The sequence below is a fragment of the Cognaticolwellia aestuarii genome (assembly GCF_002000025.1).
Taxonomy (GTDB): Bacteria; Pseudomonadota; Gammaproteobacteria; order Enterobacterales; family Alteromonadaceae; genus Cognaticolwellia; species Cognaticolwellia aestuarii.
In genome coordinates this window covers 512,823-529,255 of sequence record NZ_MUZV01000001.1, presented here as the reverse complement: position 1 = coordinate 529,255, position 16,433 = coordinate 512,823, and the positions used below count along the sequence as shown (strand labels likewise).

Genomic DNA, 16,433 nt, shown 5'->3' with positions numbered 1-16,433 from the left:
GTAAGGCCTTATGATAGTTTGGACTGTTGATTGATTAATGCATCAATACGTTGGCTTAAAGCTGCAACCTTTTGTTCTACTTGAATAACATCTAGATTAAAATAACTCATTTCAGCTTCAGTGACGAGTAAGCGCTTTTCATGCACTAACCACTCACTGGCATCTGCCTTGATCTGTTTAGTGGCAAAGCTTAGTTTCTTTAAAAGTTTTTTTCCTAGTTGCCCTAACTTGTAGGTAGGTATATCACCAATGCGTTTTGCTAGCTCACTTTGCCAATCAATATCGAGACTTTCTGCTACATGAGCAAAACGTTGAGCTATTTTTAAATCACCTTGAATATCGAGTTTGTCATTTTTTATTAAGTCAGTGAGCTGTTGCTCTGCGTTTAACTCAATTAAGGTACTGACACTGGTGATAATGCAACAATCATTATGTTCATCACTGCTGGTGACGTGAACTTTTTCGTCGCTAACGGTAAAGCTTAATGGAAAAGAAAGTTCAGCTAGTTTAACCGTTAAGGTTTTCTCAGACAGCAATTTTAAGGCATGACTACCATGCAAATTATATTTCAAAAATTGATTGATAAGTGTTTCGAGTACGCTACTTAGTGCTTGTGCGAACATAAACTGCTGGCTGGTTTCTGGACGCATAAGGCTAAAATTTATAACCTTTATGCAGAGCAACCACGCCACCGGTTAAGTTTTTAAAGCTGGTTTGTTCGAAGCCCGCTGCATCCATCATGGTTTTAAGTGTTTCTTGATCAGGGTGCATGCGGATAGATTCAGCTAAATATTGATAGCTGTCACCGTCTTTAGCGACTAATTCACCCATCTTAGGTAAGATATTAAAAGAATAGAAGTCGTAGGCTTTATTAACCAATTCATGCTCTGGTTTTGAAAACTCTAATACTAATAAACGCCCTCCAGGCTTTAATACACGATACATCGAGCGCAAAGCCATATCTTTATCAGTCACATTACGTAAACCAAAAGCGATAGTGATAACATCAAAAGTATTATCTTCAAAAGGCAAATACTGAGCATTGGCTTGTACATATTCAATATTTTGTACTAAACCACGATCGCGTAACTTATCACGACCCACATTTAGCATTGAGCTATTGATATCCGCTAATATAACTTTACCCTCACGGCCGACCAGCTGTGAGAACTTTGCCGTTAAATCACCCGTACCGCCTGCTAAATCTAACACTTTATTACCCGGACGAACGCCGCTGGCATCAATAGTAAAACGTTTCCATAATCGGTGAATACCAAATGACATCAAGTCATTCATGATGTCATATTGTTGAGCAACAGAGTGAAAAACGCTGGCAACCTTCGACTCTTTTTCATTCTTTTCAACAGTTTGAAAACCAAAGTGGGTAGTATTCTCGTCACTATTGTCGTTGGTAGTTTGATGATTTTGATCGTGTGCTGACATCATGATTTCGCTATTAACTAAAATTGCTGCTAGTTTACCGTATTTTTGGGCAATAATTAACACTTGAGATCAAGCTGGCGAGGATTAACTTATTGTTATTAGGAAGAGCTATAGCAAATTGGGTTAATTGCGCCTAGGCATTAGAGTATTTTTCACGATTAGCTAGCCAACGATGAATAAGTGCGTTGGCTTGTTCAGGATATTGTTGCCAGATAAGGCGAGCCTGTTGTTGCACTTCAGGTATTAAATCAGCGTCGCGCTGTAAATCGGCAATTTTTAAGTCAGCAAGGCCCGTTTGCTTAGTGCCTAGCAACTCTCCGGGCCCACGTATTTCGAGATCTTTTTGAGCGATAACAAAGCCATCATTACTTTCTCTAAGTACGTTTAAACGCTTGGTGGCGGTTTTAGATAACGGGGCTTTGTACATTAACACGCAGTGGGACGCCACAGAGCCCCGGCCGACACGACCGCGTAATTGATGTAATTGCGCAAGACCTAAGCGTTCTGGATTTTCAATGACCATAAGACTGGAGTTGGGTACATCAACACCAACTTCAATGACGGTTGTTGCCACTAATAGGTCCAGTTCACCGAGTTTAAATTGTTCCATAACGGCCTGCTTTTCATCTGCTTTCATTCGTCCATGCACTAAGCCAATTTTTAGCGTTGATAATTGTGCTTGCAAGTGGACAGCCGTGTCTTCAGCTGCCTGACATTGTAGTACTTCTGACTCTTCAATTAGTGTGCATACCCAATAAGCTTGGCGTTTGTCGTTAATGCAACCTTGTCGAATGCGTTCAATAACATCGTCACGGCGAGAGTCTGGCAAAGCAATGGTGGTGATAGGTGTCCGTCCAGGCGGTAATTCATCAATTACCGAGGTGTCTAAATCTGCGTACGCGGTCATAGCGAGTGTGCGAGGGATAGGTGTCGCGGTCATGATTAATTGGTGCGGATAATGCCCTTGCCACGCGCCTTTTTCACGTAATGATAAACGTTGATGCACGCCAAATTTGTGTTGCTCATCAATAATGATCAAGGCGAGCTTATTAAATATCACCTGCTCTTGAAATAAGGCATGCGTACCTATCACCATTTGCATATTGCCATTTGCAATGTGTTCTAGCGCATTTCGTCTTGCCTTAGCTTTCGTTTTTCCTGCGAGCCAACCAACAGTAATATTGAGCGGTTGAAACCATTTTTCAAAATTAATAGCGTGTTGTTCAGCGAGTATTTCTGTGGGAGCCATGAGAGCTACTTGGAAGCCTTGGCCAATTGCGGTTAAGGCTGCTAAGCCGGCCACTAATGTTTTACCTGAGCCCACATCACCTTGTACTAAGCGCATCATCGGCATGTGCTTTAATAGGTCGTTACGTATTTCAGCTGTTACTCTAGCTTGAGCACCTGTTGGTGAAAATGGCAATGCAGCTAAAAATTTCTGCTCCAGTTGTTCATCTATTGCTAATGAAACTGCAGGGTGGTGATCGCTTGATGCCCGCAACTTCAACATACTGAGGTTATGAGCTAGTAGCTCTTCTTTAATAAGCCGAAGTTGTGCAGGATGCTTACCTTGCTCCATTAATACTACAGAGGTATCAGGAGGAGGTCGATGTATCAGTGCTAGTGCTTCAGCTAGTGCATATTGCTGATGGCTAATTTCAGCAGGCAATAACTCTTCTACTTGGCCTCGTTGCAGGCGAGTTAATGCTTGTTCAGTAAGGTTTCGTAAAGAAATTTGCCGTAAACCATCGGTGGTTGAGTAAACCGGTGTTAGGTTCTCTTCAACGGCAGTTAATGGTTGGTCTTGATCAAGTGCTTTATATTCGGGATGAACTATTTCAAAACCGCGCATACCACGATTAATTTCACCATAACAACGAATGTTGAGCCCAATAGCAAGGCTATTTTTTTGGCTGGCCGTGAAATGAAAAAAGCGTAAATTAATACTACCGCTACCATCATTGATGGTGACAACTAGCATTCTTCGTTTACCTTGCACTATCCGACTGTCAGTGACTTCACCAATAATATTGGTATAAATACCGGGCATTAGGTCGCGAGCAGCTGTGACACGAGTACGATCTTCGTAGCGAAGTGGTAAATGGAATAATAAATCTTGTAAAGACACCAAACCAAGTTTTTCTAACTTACCCGCCATGCCTGGCCCAACGCCTTTTAATGAGGTAACGGGAATTTTAGCTAAATTGGTTAATGCTTCCATTTGACCAGACACGCAGAGTTCCTTACTGTAAGTATAAAGTTTACTGACTACTCGTCGTCAATATTCTGCCACGCATCTTGGGTCATTTGCATTTGTTGCCACCATTGCTCTGAAGCAACAATTTGACCAGCTTCATCAATTTCAGGATATGGTAAGCCTTTACGCTGACAAGCTTTGGCAAAAATAGGGTGGCCACCTTCAAATAATATTCTTTGACGACGTTGTTGGCTTATTCTTGGTTGTTGATATAAACCGGCAGCCTGGCGTTGACGTTGAGCTTCATATAATACCACTGAGCAGGCAACAGAAACATTTAAAGACTGCACCATGCCAACCATCGGAATAATAATATCTTGATCAGCCATTTTAAGTGCTGTTTCAGAGGCACCAAACTTTTCCTGTCCAAGAATAATTGCTGTGGGCTTGGTGTAATCAATTTCACGAAAATCGACAGCGGTATCTGACAAATTTGTTACCAATACTTGCATGCCTTGTTGCTTTAATGCATTGATGGCGTCTTCGGTTTTACTGTAATCATGAACATCTATCCAGTTTTGACTACCGGCAGCACTACCACCGGAAAGGCGCATGGTTTCATTTTTCCATACGGCATGCACATCACTAACACCAATGGCATCGGCGGTGCGAACCACTGCTGCTAAGTTATGGGTTTTGTGTACGCCTTCCATGCATACGGTTAAATCAGGTTGGCGTTGATCTAACATGCTATTAATTCGTTGTAGTCTATCCGGTGTCATATACTGGTTCTAAAGTTAGTTAAATATTGGCAAAGCTTATTTATTTAGTTTGCCGGAAAATTTGGTTAAACAGAATGTGCTAGCTATAGTTCGGCAATTCCATAATACCGTCAATTTCAATTGCCACATCTTTCGGTAATCGCGCTACTTGAACTGCGGCTCTTGCAGGGTATGGTTGTTGAAAATATTGACTCATTACTTCGTTAACAGTAGCGAAATTCGCTAGGTCTTGTAAGAATATATTCACTTTTACCATATCATTAATATTGCCACCGGCTGCTTCACAAACCGCTACAAGGTTTTTAAATACTTGTTGTGTTTGTTCAGTGAAATCTTCAGAGATAATTTCCATGGTTGCTGGTACTAGTGGTATTTGGCCTGAAAGATAAACAGTATTATTTACTTTCACGGCTTGGCTGTAAGTGCCAATTGCACTAGGTGCAAGCTCTGTGCTAATAATGGTTTTCATATATTTTCCTAAGTAAGACTACTTGTTACGTACAACGCGTTGAACGTCACCCATAACTTTAATTTTTCGGATGATATCGGCAAGGTGAACCCTGTTTCGGCAGGTAATTTCCATATCAATCAGATAAAGGCCAGATTCTTTTTCACCAGAATTTAGCGAGTGAACATTAGAGCCGCAGCGAGCAACCACATTGGTTAATGCCGCTAGTGCTCCTTTGTGATTAAGGATTTCGATACGTAGTTTGGCAATAAAGTCTCGATCGATATCAGTGTCCCATCTGACCGGGAATAGACTACCTTGCTCATGGCCTTTATTATTTCGACAGCCATGTTGATGAACCATCAAACCTTTACCTGGACTTAAATAAGCAAGAATCGAGTCACCAGGAATAGGGCGACAACACTTACCATAGCTAACCATCATGCCTTCTGTGCCTTTAATTGGCATTTTGCCTTTGGTTGCTGTTGGTTGCAGATCAGACTCTTCGGTAAATTCATCTTTTAAGCGCTTAGCAATACCGATACTTAACGCATTGCCTAAGCCGATATTAATTAAGAGCTCTTCAACAGTATTGTTACCGGTATCTTTAACGACTTGTGTAAGTTTTTCTTGCGCAATATCTTCTAGCTTGGTTGTACCTAACGCGTGACTGAGTAGACGTCGACCTAAAGCGAGAGACTCTGTTTGCTCTTGTGAGCGTAAATACGTGCGAATTTGCAGTCGTGCTTTTGAAGTTACAACAAAGTTAAGCCATGTCGCGTTAGGTCGGGCGGCGGTCGAAGTAATGACTTCAATCGTCTGTCCTGAGTCTAGTGGCTGGCTTAATGGAAAAGGTTTGCGATCAACTTTTACACCGACACAAGAGTTGCCCACATCGGTATGGACAGCGTAAGCAAAGTCGACAGCTGTTGCGCCCATAGGAAGTTCAATTATGCGACCATCAGGAGTGAAAACATAAATTTCTTCCGGAAAAAGATCTGATTTTACATTCTCGATAAACTCAAACGAACTACCGGCACTTTGCTGCAACTCTAATAAACTTTGCATCCAACGACGCGCTTTCATTTGTGCTGTAGTACCTGTGTCTTCGCCGTCTTGTTTATATAGCCAGTGCGCCGCGACACCTTTATCCGCCATTTGATCCATATCGTGGGTACGAATTTGAATTTCAACTGGAATACCATGCGGACCAATTAAGGACGTATGTAACGATTGGTAGCCATTGGTTTTTGGAATGGCAATATAGTCTTTAAAGCGTGATTCAATCGGCTTAAATAAGTTATGAGCAGCACCTAAAGCACGATAACAGTCATCTATTTTATCGCCAACAATAATTCGAAAGGCATAAATGTCCATGACTTCATTGAACATGAGCTCTTTGTTTTGCATTTTACGATAGATAGAGTACAGATGCTTTTCTCGGCCAATCACTTGTGCCTTAATACCGCTTTCAGCTAAGCGTCTGGTGACTTCTTCTTGAATGTTGTTGATAATTTCTTTGCGGTTGCCACGTGCTTGTTTAACCGCAGATTTTAACGCTCTAGAGCGCATAGGGTATAACGCTTCAAAGCCTAATACTTCTAGTTCATTTTTGACATCATGAATACCGAGGCGATTCGCGATCGGAGCATAAATATCTAATGTTTCGCGGGCTATACGTCGGCGTTTATCAGGACGTAAAGACTCCAAAGTACGCATATTATGCGTGCGGTCGGCAAGCTTAATTAAAATAACACGAATATCTTGCACCATGGCCAAGACCATTTTACGAAAGTTTTCCGCTTGCATTTCTTCTTTATTATCAAACTTTAGCTTATCGAGCTTACTGACACCCTCAACGAGCTCTGCAACCGTGTGACCGAAAAGTTCGGCGAGTTCATCTTTAGTGGTTTTTGTATCTTCGATGACATCATGCAACAACGCAGCCATTAAGGTTTCATGATCTAAATGCATTTTGGCAAGATTAAGTGCCACCGCAACCGGATGGGTAATATAAGGCTCACCGCTGGAACGCATTTGGCCATCGTGTGCTTCTCGCGCAACAATGTAAGCCTGCTTCAATAAGTCTATTTGTACTTTCGACAAATAACTTGATACATGTTCTTTTAGTGGTTCAAAAAGGTACACCCAGTAATTCCTTAATGATGATAGTGATTCAGAGTTTAGCGATAAGATTAGAATACGATTATTTTGCCGCTATGCCAATGTTTAAGCACACTAGAATGGATTTTTTGTCATGAACTTGTTAAATAACCAACGGAGAATAAAAAACGCGTAAACTACAAAGCCGTAATTTACGCGTTTTTAATGTTGCAACTAACGTTAATCGTTAGTGAAATTATTGATTACCACCAACAATTGCGGCAACAGCTGCTAATTCAGCAGAATCTTGTTGTACTTGCTCATGACGCTCAGAATTGTCCATTACTTCAGTAGTAATAAGACCGGCTTCGATTTCACGCAAAGCTAATACTGTTGGTTTGTCATTTTCAACTTCAACCAATGGATCTTTCCCGCCCGTAGCAATTTGACGAGCACGACGAGATGCAATTAACACCAAGTCAAAACGATTACCGACTTTTTCTACGGCATCTTCAACAGTTACGCGAGCCATTTGGTCACTCCAACAATTAAATTTATAAAATAGTGGCGTAGTTTACTTGATCCACTGGTTGTTAAGCAAGCGCTCTATGCTAATAATTCTGCAAATAACTGCTGATGTCGGCATGCTTGCTGACTGCGCTTCAAGCGTTGATTGTTCACTATCGTCGTCAAATCGGTTAATGCTTGCTCAAAGTCGTCGTTGATAATGATGTAATCAAATTCTTGGTAATGTGAACATTCTGCTTGTGCCTGCGCCATTCTATCTTGAATGACTGCTTCGCTGTCTTGTCCTCGGCCACGTAGTCTATTTTCTAATTCTTGCTTTGATGGCGGACTGATAAAAATAGTGGTTACTTCTGGCTTTTTCATTCTAACTTGTTGTGCACCTTGCCAGTCGATATCAAGAAAAACATCAATTCCCTGAGCAAGTTGCAAGTCTATTGCTACTTCGCTAGTACCATAAAAATTACCAAAAACTTCGGCATACTCGTAGAAATGTTTTTCAGCAATAGCGTTTTTGAATTGCTCCTTGGTGACAAAGTGATAGTGTTGGCCATCAATTTCACCAGGACGAGGGGCACGAGTTGTATGAGAAACGGAAACTTGCATCGCTCTTGGCGACGCTTGTTTAAGTAAAGCAGAAATTAAACTCGATTTACCAGCGCCACTTGGGGCAGATAGAATGAAAAGGTTGCCTTTAGTTGTCACAATTTATCCTCTGTAGCTGATTAATAGTCATCAGTATTAATGGCGCGCACTATACTTAATATTTTCAGTTTTTCCCATTATTTTTCGGTAAAAATCGCGCTTAGCTTGGCGGCTATCAGGAAATGCCAACAGAAATTGGCTGATTGTATTGATTAAGTTCTAGCAGGCTAACAGCATTACGACTGCCTTTTTTGATTAAATATAGCCTTTCATCTGCTTGCTGCATAATGTGCTCTATAGCAGTATTGTTATTTGGTGTGACCATAACTGCGCCAATACTGACCGAGATATAACCGTTGTCAGTGATTGCATGGTGAGGGATAGCAAGTTGAGTGACACTGTCTAAACAAGCTGATAATACCGTTGATGCGGTAATATTTTTTGCTACGGGAAAGTAAAAATAAAACTCTTCACCACCACAGCGATAAATATCTCCACCAGCGCTATATAACGCTCTTCTAATGGCATTTGCTATTTTACGTAAAGCCACATCGCCTTGCTGATGACCGTAGTGATCATTGTATTTTTTAAAGTGATCAACGTCGATAATGCCATATACCATTGGTTTTTTAGCTGCTTTGGCTGATACCCAAGCGTCATCGCTGTCTTGCTGCCATTTTCGGCGATTAGGTACTTCTGTTAGGCTGTCGAATAAGGCATACTTTTCTAATAAATTACGTTGGCGAATAATTTCTAGATGCGTGTTTACTCGCGCACGAACAATACTGTAGTTAAATGGTTTTTGAATATAATCACAAGCGCCCATGAGTAAACCTTTTTCTTCATCTTCAGCATCTTGTAAGCCGGTAATGAAAATAACAGGTATAGTAGATAGTTTGGGGTGCTTCTTTAATTTTTCCATTAGCTCGAAGCCACTCTCTTCAGGCATCAAGACATCAAGCAAAATAATATCTGGTTCTTCTTGTAAAGCGTGCTTAAAACCCTGTTTAGCACTTTTGCAAGCGATAACGTTATAGTGATCTTTAAAGATGGACGCTAACACTTTTAAATTAACGCTTTCATCATCAATACACAAAATGGTGTAATTTTGTTCACTTGCCCTACGGCGTTCTTCCTTGTTGAGCAGTTGCATTAGTCACTACCTCTATAGCAGCTTTTCTGATGATTAATTAGCATTAACTATCACTTCTTCTAGGGCGTTCAGTGCCGCTAAAGCATCATCAAAATCGAAGTCGCTGACTTGTTTTTCAATGGCAATAATTTGTTCGTGATATGGTGTTTCATAAGCAATCTTCATTAACTCTTTGGCAATACCTTCTGCTTGAATATTAGCTGACTTTAAACAAGGTTTTAATTTTTCGATAATTTTTTTTGCTTTGTTGATATCAAATTTCTGATGATCATTAGCCTGCGGCACTGGATGATATATACGGTTTAATTGCGCAACAATAAAGTCTAGGTGCGTAGTTACTTCGTTGAGTTTTAATTCAACGTATGAACCTTGGTGATGAATTTCGTTTTCCAGCGCATTGGCCGACGTTGCCAATTCATAGGCTCCAATGTATTGTGCTGTCGATTTTAACGAATGAGCACTACGGTATAATGATTCTGTTTGTTTAGACTTATAAAATTGCCCCATTTCTTGAGATAGTAATTGATATTTTAGCCAAAAATCATGAATGAGTTCAGTATAAAGTCCTTCTTTGCCCTGGATTTTTTTGATTGCCTCATCAACAGCTAATCCTGTCTCTTGACGTAATCGGGTTAATTTTTGTTTTATGGCACTCGATTGCCCTGATTGGGTTGACTGTGGGGGTGATAAGTTACTTTTTCTGCCTAAATATTGGCTTAAGGTTTTGTAGAGCAGATCAGGCTCAATCGGTTTAGTTAAATGTTGGTTCATACCGGCGATAACACTCTTTTCTATATCACCTTCCATGGCATGTGCGGTCATGGCAATTATCGGTAAATCTGACATTTTCAGGGTTTTACGAATTTCTTTAGTGGCGGTTAAGCCGTCCATTTCTGGCATTTGAATATCCATTAACACTAAATCAAATGCGTGCGTAGATACTTTTTCTAAAGCTATTAAACCATTCTCAGCACACTCAACTTTTATTTTTGTATCGGCTAAAAATTCTTTCGCAACTTGTTGGTTGATCATATTATCTTCAACTAACAAAACTTTATAAGCACTTAAATTGGGAATGATAAGTTCTGATTGGCTGTTTTCCACGGTGACTCTTTTACTTTTTTTGCTCAACAGTTCAATAATAGCATCAACTAATACTGACTGGTTAATTGGCTTTTCAAGAAATTCATCAATACCAGAATTAATGGCTAACGCTTTAGCTTCATCTTTATCATAAGCAGATACCATTAATATATGTGGGTGTTTGTCTTGTGCTTGTGCTTGAATCTGTCGTGCAGCTTCAATGCCATCCATTTTCGGCATTTTCCAATCCATCAACACAATATCATAAGGGCGACCATTCTTTTCTGCAGATAATACCGCGGTTAGTGCTTGTTCACCATTTTCCACACCATCAGCAGAAATCTCCATATAAGCTAATGTTTCAATTAATACTTTTCTAGCAATATCAATATCATCAGCAACTAACACTTTTAAGTCGGTGAGCATTTGACGATCAACCATCGGCATGATTTCTTGTGTTTGCTCAGCATGCTCAAAGTTGGCGGTAAAGCTAAAAGTTGAGCCCGTGTTTAGTTCACTGGTGAGTGATATTTGCCCGCCCATAAGCTCAGTCAATTGTTTGCTGATTGCTAAACCTAGGCCTGTTCCACCATATTTACGGGTAACTGAATCATCGGCTTGAGTAAACGATTGAAATAGTCCTCGCTGTTGCTCCTTGCTCATACCTATGCCGGTGTCGTGAATTGAGAATTTTAAACAACACTTTTCCGTACTCTCGCTATGTTTTTTAATACAAACACGAATTGCACCTGATTGAGTGAACTTAACCGCATTATTGGCTAAGTTGATGATAACTTGCTGCAAGCGCAAGGGGTCGCCGATCAATATTTTAGGTACGTCAGGTGCGATATCAATAACTAACTCTAAGTTTTTTTCATGCACTTTAAAAGCACAAATATTCACCACACGTTGAAGAATTTCATCTAATGAAAACTGAATTTTTTCTAATGTGAGCTTTTGTGCTTCAATTTTTGAAAAATCCAAAATGTCATTGATTAAACCGAGTAATGACTTAGAAGAGTCTTGTATTTTTTCTAAATAGTCTTGTTGTGTTGCAGACAGTTTTGTTCGTAAAGCGAGTTGACTTAAGCCAATAACAGCATTCATTGGCGTTCTAATTTCATGGCTCATGTTTGCTAAGAAATTAGATTTTGCCTGATTGGCTTGTTCGGCTTTTATTTTTTCTGCGGCCAACTCTTTAGTGCGCTCATGAATTTGATTTTCGAGATTGCGACTATAACTAACTACTTGTTGATATAATTTGGCATTATCGAATGAAATGGCTGTTTGATCAGCAAGTAATTGTAAAACATTAACCCGCTCAGCACTAAAAGCTCCTTCAATATCATAATGTTCAAGGTAAACGATACCTTGCAGATTGCCTTTAACAATACTTGGTACACAAATAACTGATTTTGGTTGATGTTCAGTAAAGTAAGGATCAGAAAAAAATTGCTCCTCAATACTGGTTTGAGTTAGTACCTGTGCTTTTAACGTACGAGAAACAAAATTAATGATTGAGTAAGGTAATTGTTGTGACGTGTTACTAATACCATCACGAGATAAAGCGATTTCGGTATTTAAAATTCCGTCACTTTGTAACAATAAGGCGCCATTTTGTGCACCCGCATTTTCAATAATAATGACCATCATTCGGTGCAGGAATGCGGTTAAATCAACTTTACCACTTAAGGTTTCAGAGGCTTTTAATACTGAAGCTAAATCAAGTACTTGTGCATTATTACTCTGTTGCTGATAGCTTGGCAATTTATGACTGTGATGGCTGGGTTTAACCAAAAGTGATTGATGTAACTCGAGTAATTGTTGAGCTTTATGGCTAGCGCCCCATATTTGATAGTCATTGCAGGCTTGTTGATAATAATCTCTAGCTAATGATTTTTTATTGGCGGCTAACCAGTAATTGCCAGCTAGCTCATTGGCAAGTGCGGCATGGTGGTTTGCAGAATGTTGCTTAGCAAGAGCTATGGCTTGATCGTAGTTTTGCCATGCTGCGCAATCTTGTGATAAAAATTGTAGCTCTGCGCGAATTAACTTTGCTTTATGCTGATAATTTTCGGGAGCGCTAAGCGCCCATTGTTCAATTAAACTAAGGCTAGTGTTTATTGCTAGCATGTTTTCATCATTATGCTGTTGGCCAGATATGTGCTGGCGTGCATATTGCGTACGTATCAGTGCGGCATAAAAGTGAAACTCACCAAAATGGTATAAAGAGACCACGGAGTTTTGGTATGACTGTGCTAATTTAACTTGCTCATAGGCTTGGGCAATATCATTGAATAAATAAGCTTGTATCATTCGGGCTAAATGATAGGTGAAAAGTGTGGTGACGTTTTCACTTTCAATGAGCGCGGGAAGCTGTACCGATTCGTTAAAATGTTGCCCTTGTAAATTATTGGTATGGGTCTTTTCATCTTGCAGATTTTTAATCAACTGTTGCCATATTTGCATAATGCCTAATTGATAATACTGCTTTTTATTTCTCATAATATCCGTATGGCGAGCAAATATTTTTTGGCATGTGCTAAGGCCTTCACCGCAGAGCAAACTATGCATACTTTGAAATAGTGCTGAATGAAAAGCGTACTCAATACTGCTACATTCAACACCATGATAAAAATTATCTTCTAATGGTTTTAATGTGCTACTTAACGGAGCAGTCCAATGGGCAATTGAAACATTGCGAGTGAATTCTACTTCAACATGAATAGCTTCAGATGGATAGAGTTGATTAACTTTAGTGGCTAAGGCGGCAAAAGCTAAGCCTTCTTCAAAGCGAGAAAATGCCCCACATAACAGCAAACCATGAGTGACAAAGACTTTCGCACTCAGCGCTGATAGCCCACCAAGTAAACACAATTCAAGTGAGGTATAGGCTATTCGCATATACTCTACTGGACTCAATAAGTAAGCCGGTGTTTGTATCGCATTCAGAATATCAAGCGCTAATAATTGACGGCTATCAGTCATGGCAGATAAATTAGCTAACTTAGCAATGTTATCTCGTTGATAATATTTCTCTATCACTAAGTAGTTAAGTGTTTCTGATGCTGGCGGTAAGGTAATAGAGATAGCTTGTAATGTTGCAATACCTAAATCAAAAGCTTTTTGCATTTCATTTTGTGCAATCAATGCAAGTACTTGAACTTTTGTAAAATGGGCTTGATCAATAATATTACTAATCAGTGCACTATGTTGCTGAAAGTGTAAGTTGCCCTGTTGATAATCTTGAGTTAAATACAGCACATTGGCTTTACCTAAGGCGATACTTAGGCTGAGTTTATATTCTTGCTGCCAATGCTGCTTGTCTAAATAATGCTCTGCCTGCTCGAAATAATAAAGAGCGCTATTGTAATCATTACTCTCTAGCGCTTTTTGACCGGCGATATTATTAAAGTGTGCTAATAATTTTTCGTTGCCTTGTTCGATATATAAAGACGAAGCTAAATTTAAATGTTCGATGTAATCGAAAATATTATCATCAGTGTATGAGTTTTTTATTAATGTCGAGTTTATATTTGATAAATAATACTGCGCTACTTTGTAATGAATAAGCGACTTTGGTACTGGGTTAGCTAACAAATAGGCGGCTTGTTGTATTTTGTCATGAGAAAACTTAATTTGCTCTAATGTGTCAATTTGTTGATTTTGTGAGTAAGCAATCAACAAACCATCAGCGATTAAAGGGCGCAATGCACGTTCAATGTCCTTATTGGTTAAGTCAACAACATAAGTTAATAAATCAATTGAGACCACGCTGCCAATACATGCTGCATGGTGCAGTATATTTTGCCCTAATGTCGAGACATGAGTTAGCCGTATTGCCATTAATTCAATTACATTGTCGGTTGCGGTGAGTCGATGTGTTAACTGTTCGTCCCAATGCCATTGATTTTTTTTATTTTTAGTTAAAATACCTTGTTCATTTAAAGACTTTATAAACTCTATGATAAAGAATGGGTTACCAGCAGTCTTTTCGATAACTATATCAATTAAAGGCTGGATTTCTTGCAGTGTTAAGGATAATGATGCGGCAATAAATTCGCCTATTGCCGTTGCTTTTAGCGGTAATAAATTAATTTGGCTATTAAACGTTGTTGTTTTTTTTATATCTTCTAGGAACTGATTTAATGGATGTGTGGTGCTGATTTCATTATCGCGATAAGCCAAAATAAGCAATAAGTTGTTGCTATTCTTACTTTCAACTAAATGCTGCAATAACTTAATAGTAGCCACATCAGCCCATTGCATATCATCGATAAAAATCGACACAATTCTATTTTGTTGTCCAAGTGCCTGTAAAAAGCTCGCTAGTGTTGTATTAAAGCGATGACGAGCTTCTTTGGGAGGTAACTCTGTTGGTATCGGCTGCATACCAATAATTAATGCCAATTCAGGCACAAGCTCTATGAGTAATTGTCCGTTACCTTGTAGTGCCGTTTGAAAAACTTTTTTCCAGTTAGTCAGGCTCTCTTCACTTTCTCCTAAAAGCTGTTCGACTAGATCGGTAATCGCTTGAATTAATGCAAAATAAGCGGTGGTTTTTTTATATTGCTCATATTTTCCGGAAACAAAATAACCTTGCTTCTCAATAATAGGTCGATGTAACTCTTTAATAAGGCGTGATTTTCCAACTCCAGAGTAGCCGCTAACGACACATATTTGACTGTTTTTTTGCTGTTCAACGTGACGGAAGGCTTGCAGTAAAATGTCTTGCTCTTTACTGCGCCCGAAAAGGGCTGCAGAAAAAGTCAGTTTATTGCTAAAGTCATTTTTACCTAATGAAAATAATGGAATATTGTTGAGTTTTTTTAAATCGGTTGCACATCGAACAAAATCTGCTTTAAGCCCTTGTACGGTTTGATATCGCTGGTGTGGCTCTTTTGCTAATAAACGAGCAAGTATATGGGCGACCGCTTCAGGTAATTCCGCGTTATATACGTTTGCGAGTTTTGGTTTTTTAGCAATATGGGCATGAACCAACTCCATTTCATCGTCATAATTAAAGGGGAAACGGCTGGTAAATAGTTTGAACAAACAGGCACCGATAGAATACAGGTCAGAATATACTTCAACAGCACGATCCATTCGTCCGCTAGCTTCAGGAGATAGTGTCGCTAAATATTGGCGATCAACGCTGGTATTTGAAGCCCTTTTGTATAGCACCGAAATTTTTGTCGCAAAACTTAAGTCATATATTAATGGCTGAAAATTTTCATCAATAAAAATATGATCAGGACAAATGTTGTTAACAATAAAGCCCAGTTGATGCAATTGTGCATAAAGTTGGCAAATATTAATCGCAATTTCGAGTTTGTTTTCTAACGAAAGTGAAGATAAAGATAGTGCTGCTAAAGATTGAGTTTGTTGAGAAAAAGGAAATACAGCATAACAATATTGTTGTTCATCAAGGCGTTCGACGGGGGAAATTAATTGCTCGATTGGCAATTTACTCTGTAAAGATAAAAACTTTTTAAAGCGAGTAAGCGACTGGGTGTTTTTATTCTTTTTAAGTCGTTTAACTAAAAAGGTTTCTTCTTTTTCATTTTTAACAATAAATAATTGCACCGAGCTGGAAATTTCTTGCTGCGCCTTAACGAAGGTATATCCTTGAAAATGTAACATTTATATTACTTCAACCTTTATGTTCAAATGTTGTTGATTCGAGATAAATAAAGCATGAGTGTAATCTATTTTTGATTTCCAACTCTCCCCACTCGGGGTTATGAATGCTGTATTTTAAATTACATACGTTAATTAATAATGCACTAATGAGAGCGTGTTGTGGAACATTTTTATTGTTTAACGCCACTAAAGTAAACGAATTGATTGTCTTACTTTAGTTATCCTGAATTGAAATTAACTTATTGCTGTATCTAACTTAGCTTAGCACCACCGTATTTAATGTACAGATGAATTAAACACCGAATTTAAAATTCTTATTTGAATACCGAAATACTGTTTAATTTTGGCGGTAGTTGCTATTGTCCAGTTTTACTTAGATAATGAATCAGTATGTTTTCGCCCTCAAACCGG

10 protein-coding genes are annotated in these 16,433 nt (G+C 39.1%); all 10 read right to left on the bottom strand.

Features of this window, described 5'->3' with window-relative positions:
• Window positions 1–8: 8 nt before the first annotated feature.
• The 10 genes from B0169_RS02355 to B0169_RS02310 all read right to left on the bottom strand — a co-directional run bounded on the left by B0169_RS02355 (window position 9) and on the right by B0169_RS02310 (window position 16,022).
• Window positions 9–650, bottom strand: coding sequence for a ubiquinone biosynthesis accessory factor UbiJ (locus B0169_RS02355; RefSeq protein ID WP_077284294.1), 642 nt, complete (start codon window positions 648–650; stop codon window positions 9–11).
• A gap of 4 nt (window positions 651–654) precedes the next feature.
• Entirely contained in the window at window positions 655–1,443 is a 789-nt protein-coding gene (gene ubiE, locus B0169_RS02350; RefSeq protein ID WP_077284537.1) for a bifunctional demethylmenaquinone methyltransferase/2-methoxy-6-polyprenyl-1,4-benzoquinol methylase UbiE, read from the bottom strand.
• A gap of 133 nt (window positions 1,444–1,576) precedes the next feature.
• Window positions 1,577–3,664, bottom strand: coding sequence for an ATP-dependent DNA helicase RecG (recG, locus tag B0169_RS02345; protein ID WP_143323464.1), 2,088 nt, complete (start codon window positions 3,662–3,664; stop codon window positions 1,577–1,579).
• 47 nt (window positions 3,665–3,711) lie between these two features.
• Window positions 3,712–4,422 (bottom strand): tRNA (guanosine(18)-2'-O)-methyltransferase TrmH, encoded by a 711-nt coding sequence (gene trmH / locus B0169_RS02340; RefSeq protein WP_077284290.1) that lies wholly within the window; start codon window positions 4,420–4,422, stop codon window positions 3,712–3,714.
• A 79-nt stretch (window positions 4,423–4,501) separates the two neighbouring features.
• The gene (locus B0169_RS02335) at window positions 4,502–4,891 is read right to left on the bottom strand and encodes a RidA family protein (protein WP_077284288.1); all 390 of its coding nucleotides are present in this window, start codon (window positions 4,889–4,891) and stop codon (window positions 4,502–4,504) included.
• Between the two features lie 18 nt (window positions 4,892–4,909).
• A complete protein-coding gene (gene spoT / locus B0169_RS02330) occupies window positions 4,910–7,018 on the bottom strand; it encodes a bifunctional GTP diphosphokinase/guanosine-3',5'-bis pyrophosphate 3'-pyrophosphohydrolase (protein ID WP_077284286.1) in 2,109 nt (702 codons plus the stop codon).
• Between the two features lie 211 nt (window positions 7,019–7,229).
• On the bottom strand, window positions 7,230–7,505 hold the full coding sequence (rpoZ, locus tag B0169_RS02325; RefSeq protein WP_077284284.1) for a DNA-directed RNA polymerase subunit omega: 276 nt from the start codon (window positions 7,503–7,505) through the stop codon (window positions 7,230–7,232).
• Between the two features lie 74 nt (window positions 7,506–7,579).
• Window positions 7,580–8,203, bottom strand: a complete 624-nt coding sequence (gene gmk / locus B0169_RS02320) for a guanylate kinase (protein WP_077284282.1) — start codon at window positions 8,201–8,203, stop codon at window positions 7,580–7,582.
• Between the two features lie 115 nt (window positions 8,204–8,318).
• Window positions 8,319–9,296 (bottom strand): diguanylate cyclase domain-containing protein, encoded by a 978-nt coding sequence (locus B0169_RS02315; RefSeq protein ID WP_077284280.1) that lies wholly within the window; start codon window positions 9,294–9,296, stop codon window positions 8,319–8,321.
• Between the two features lie 33 nt (window positions 9,297–9,329).
• Complete coding sequence (locus B0169_RS02310) at window positions 9,330–16,022, bottom strand: response regulator (RefSeq protein WP_077284278.1); 6,693 nt, start codon at window positions 16,020–16,022, stop codon at window positions 9,330–9,332.
• Between the last annotated feature and the right edge of the window lie 411 nt (window positions 16,023–16,433).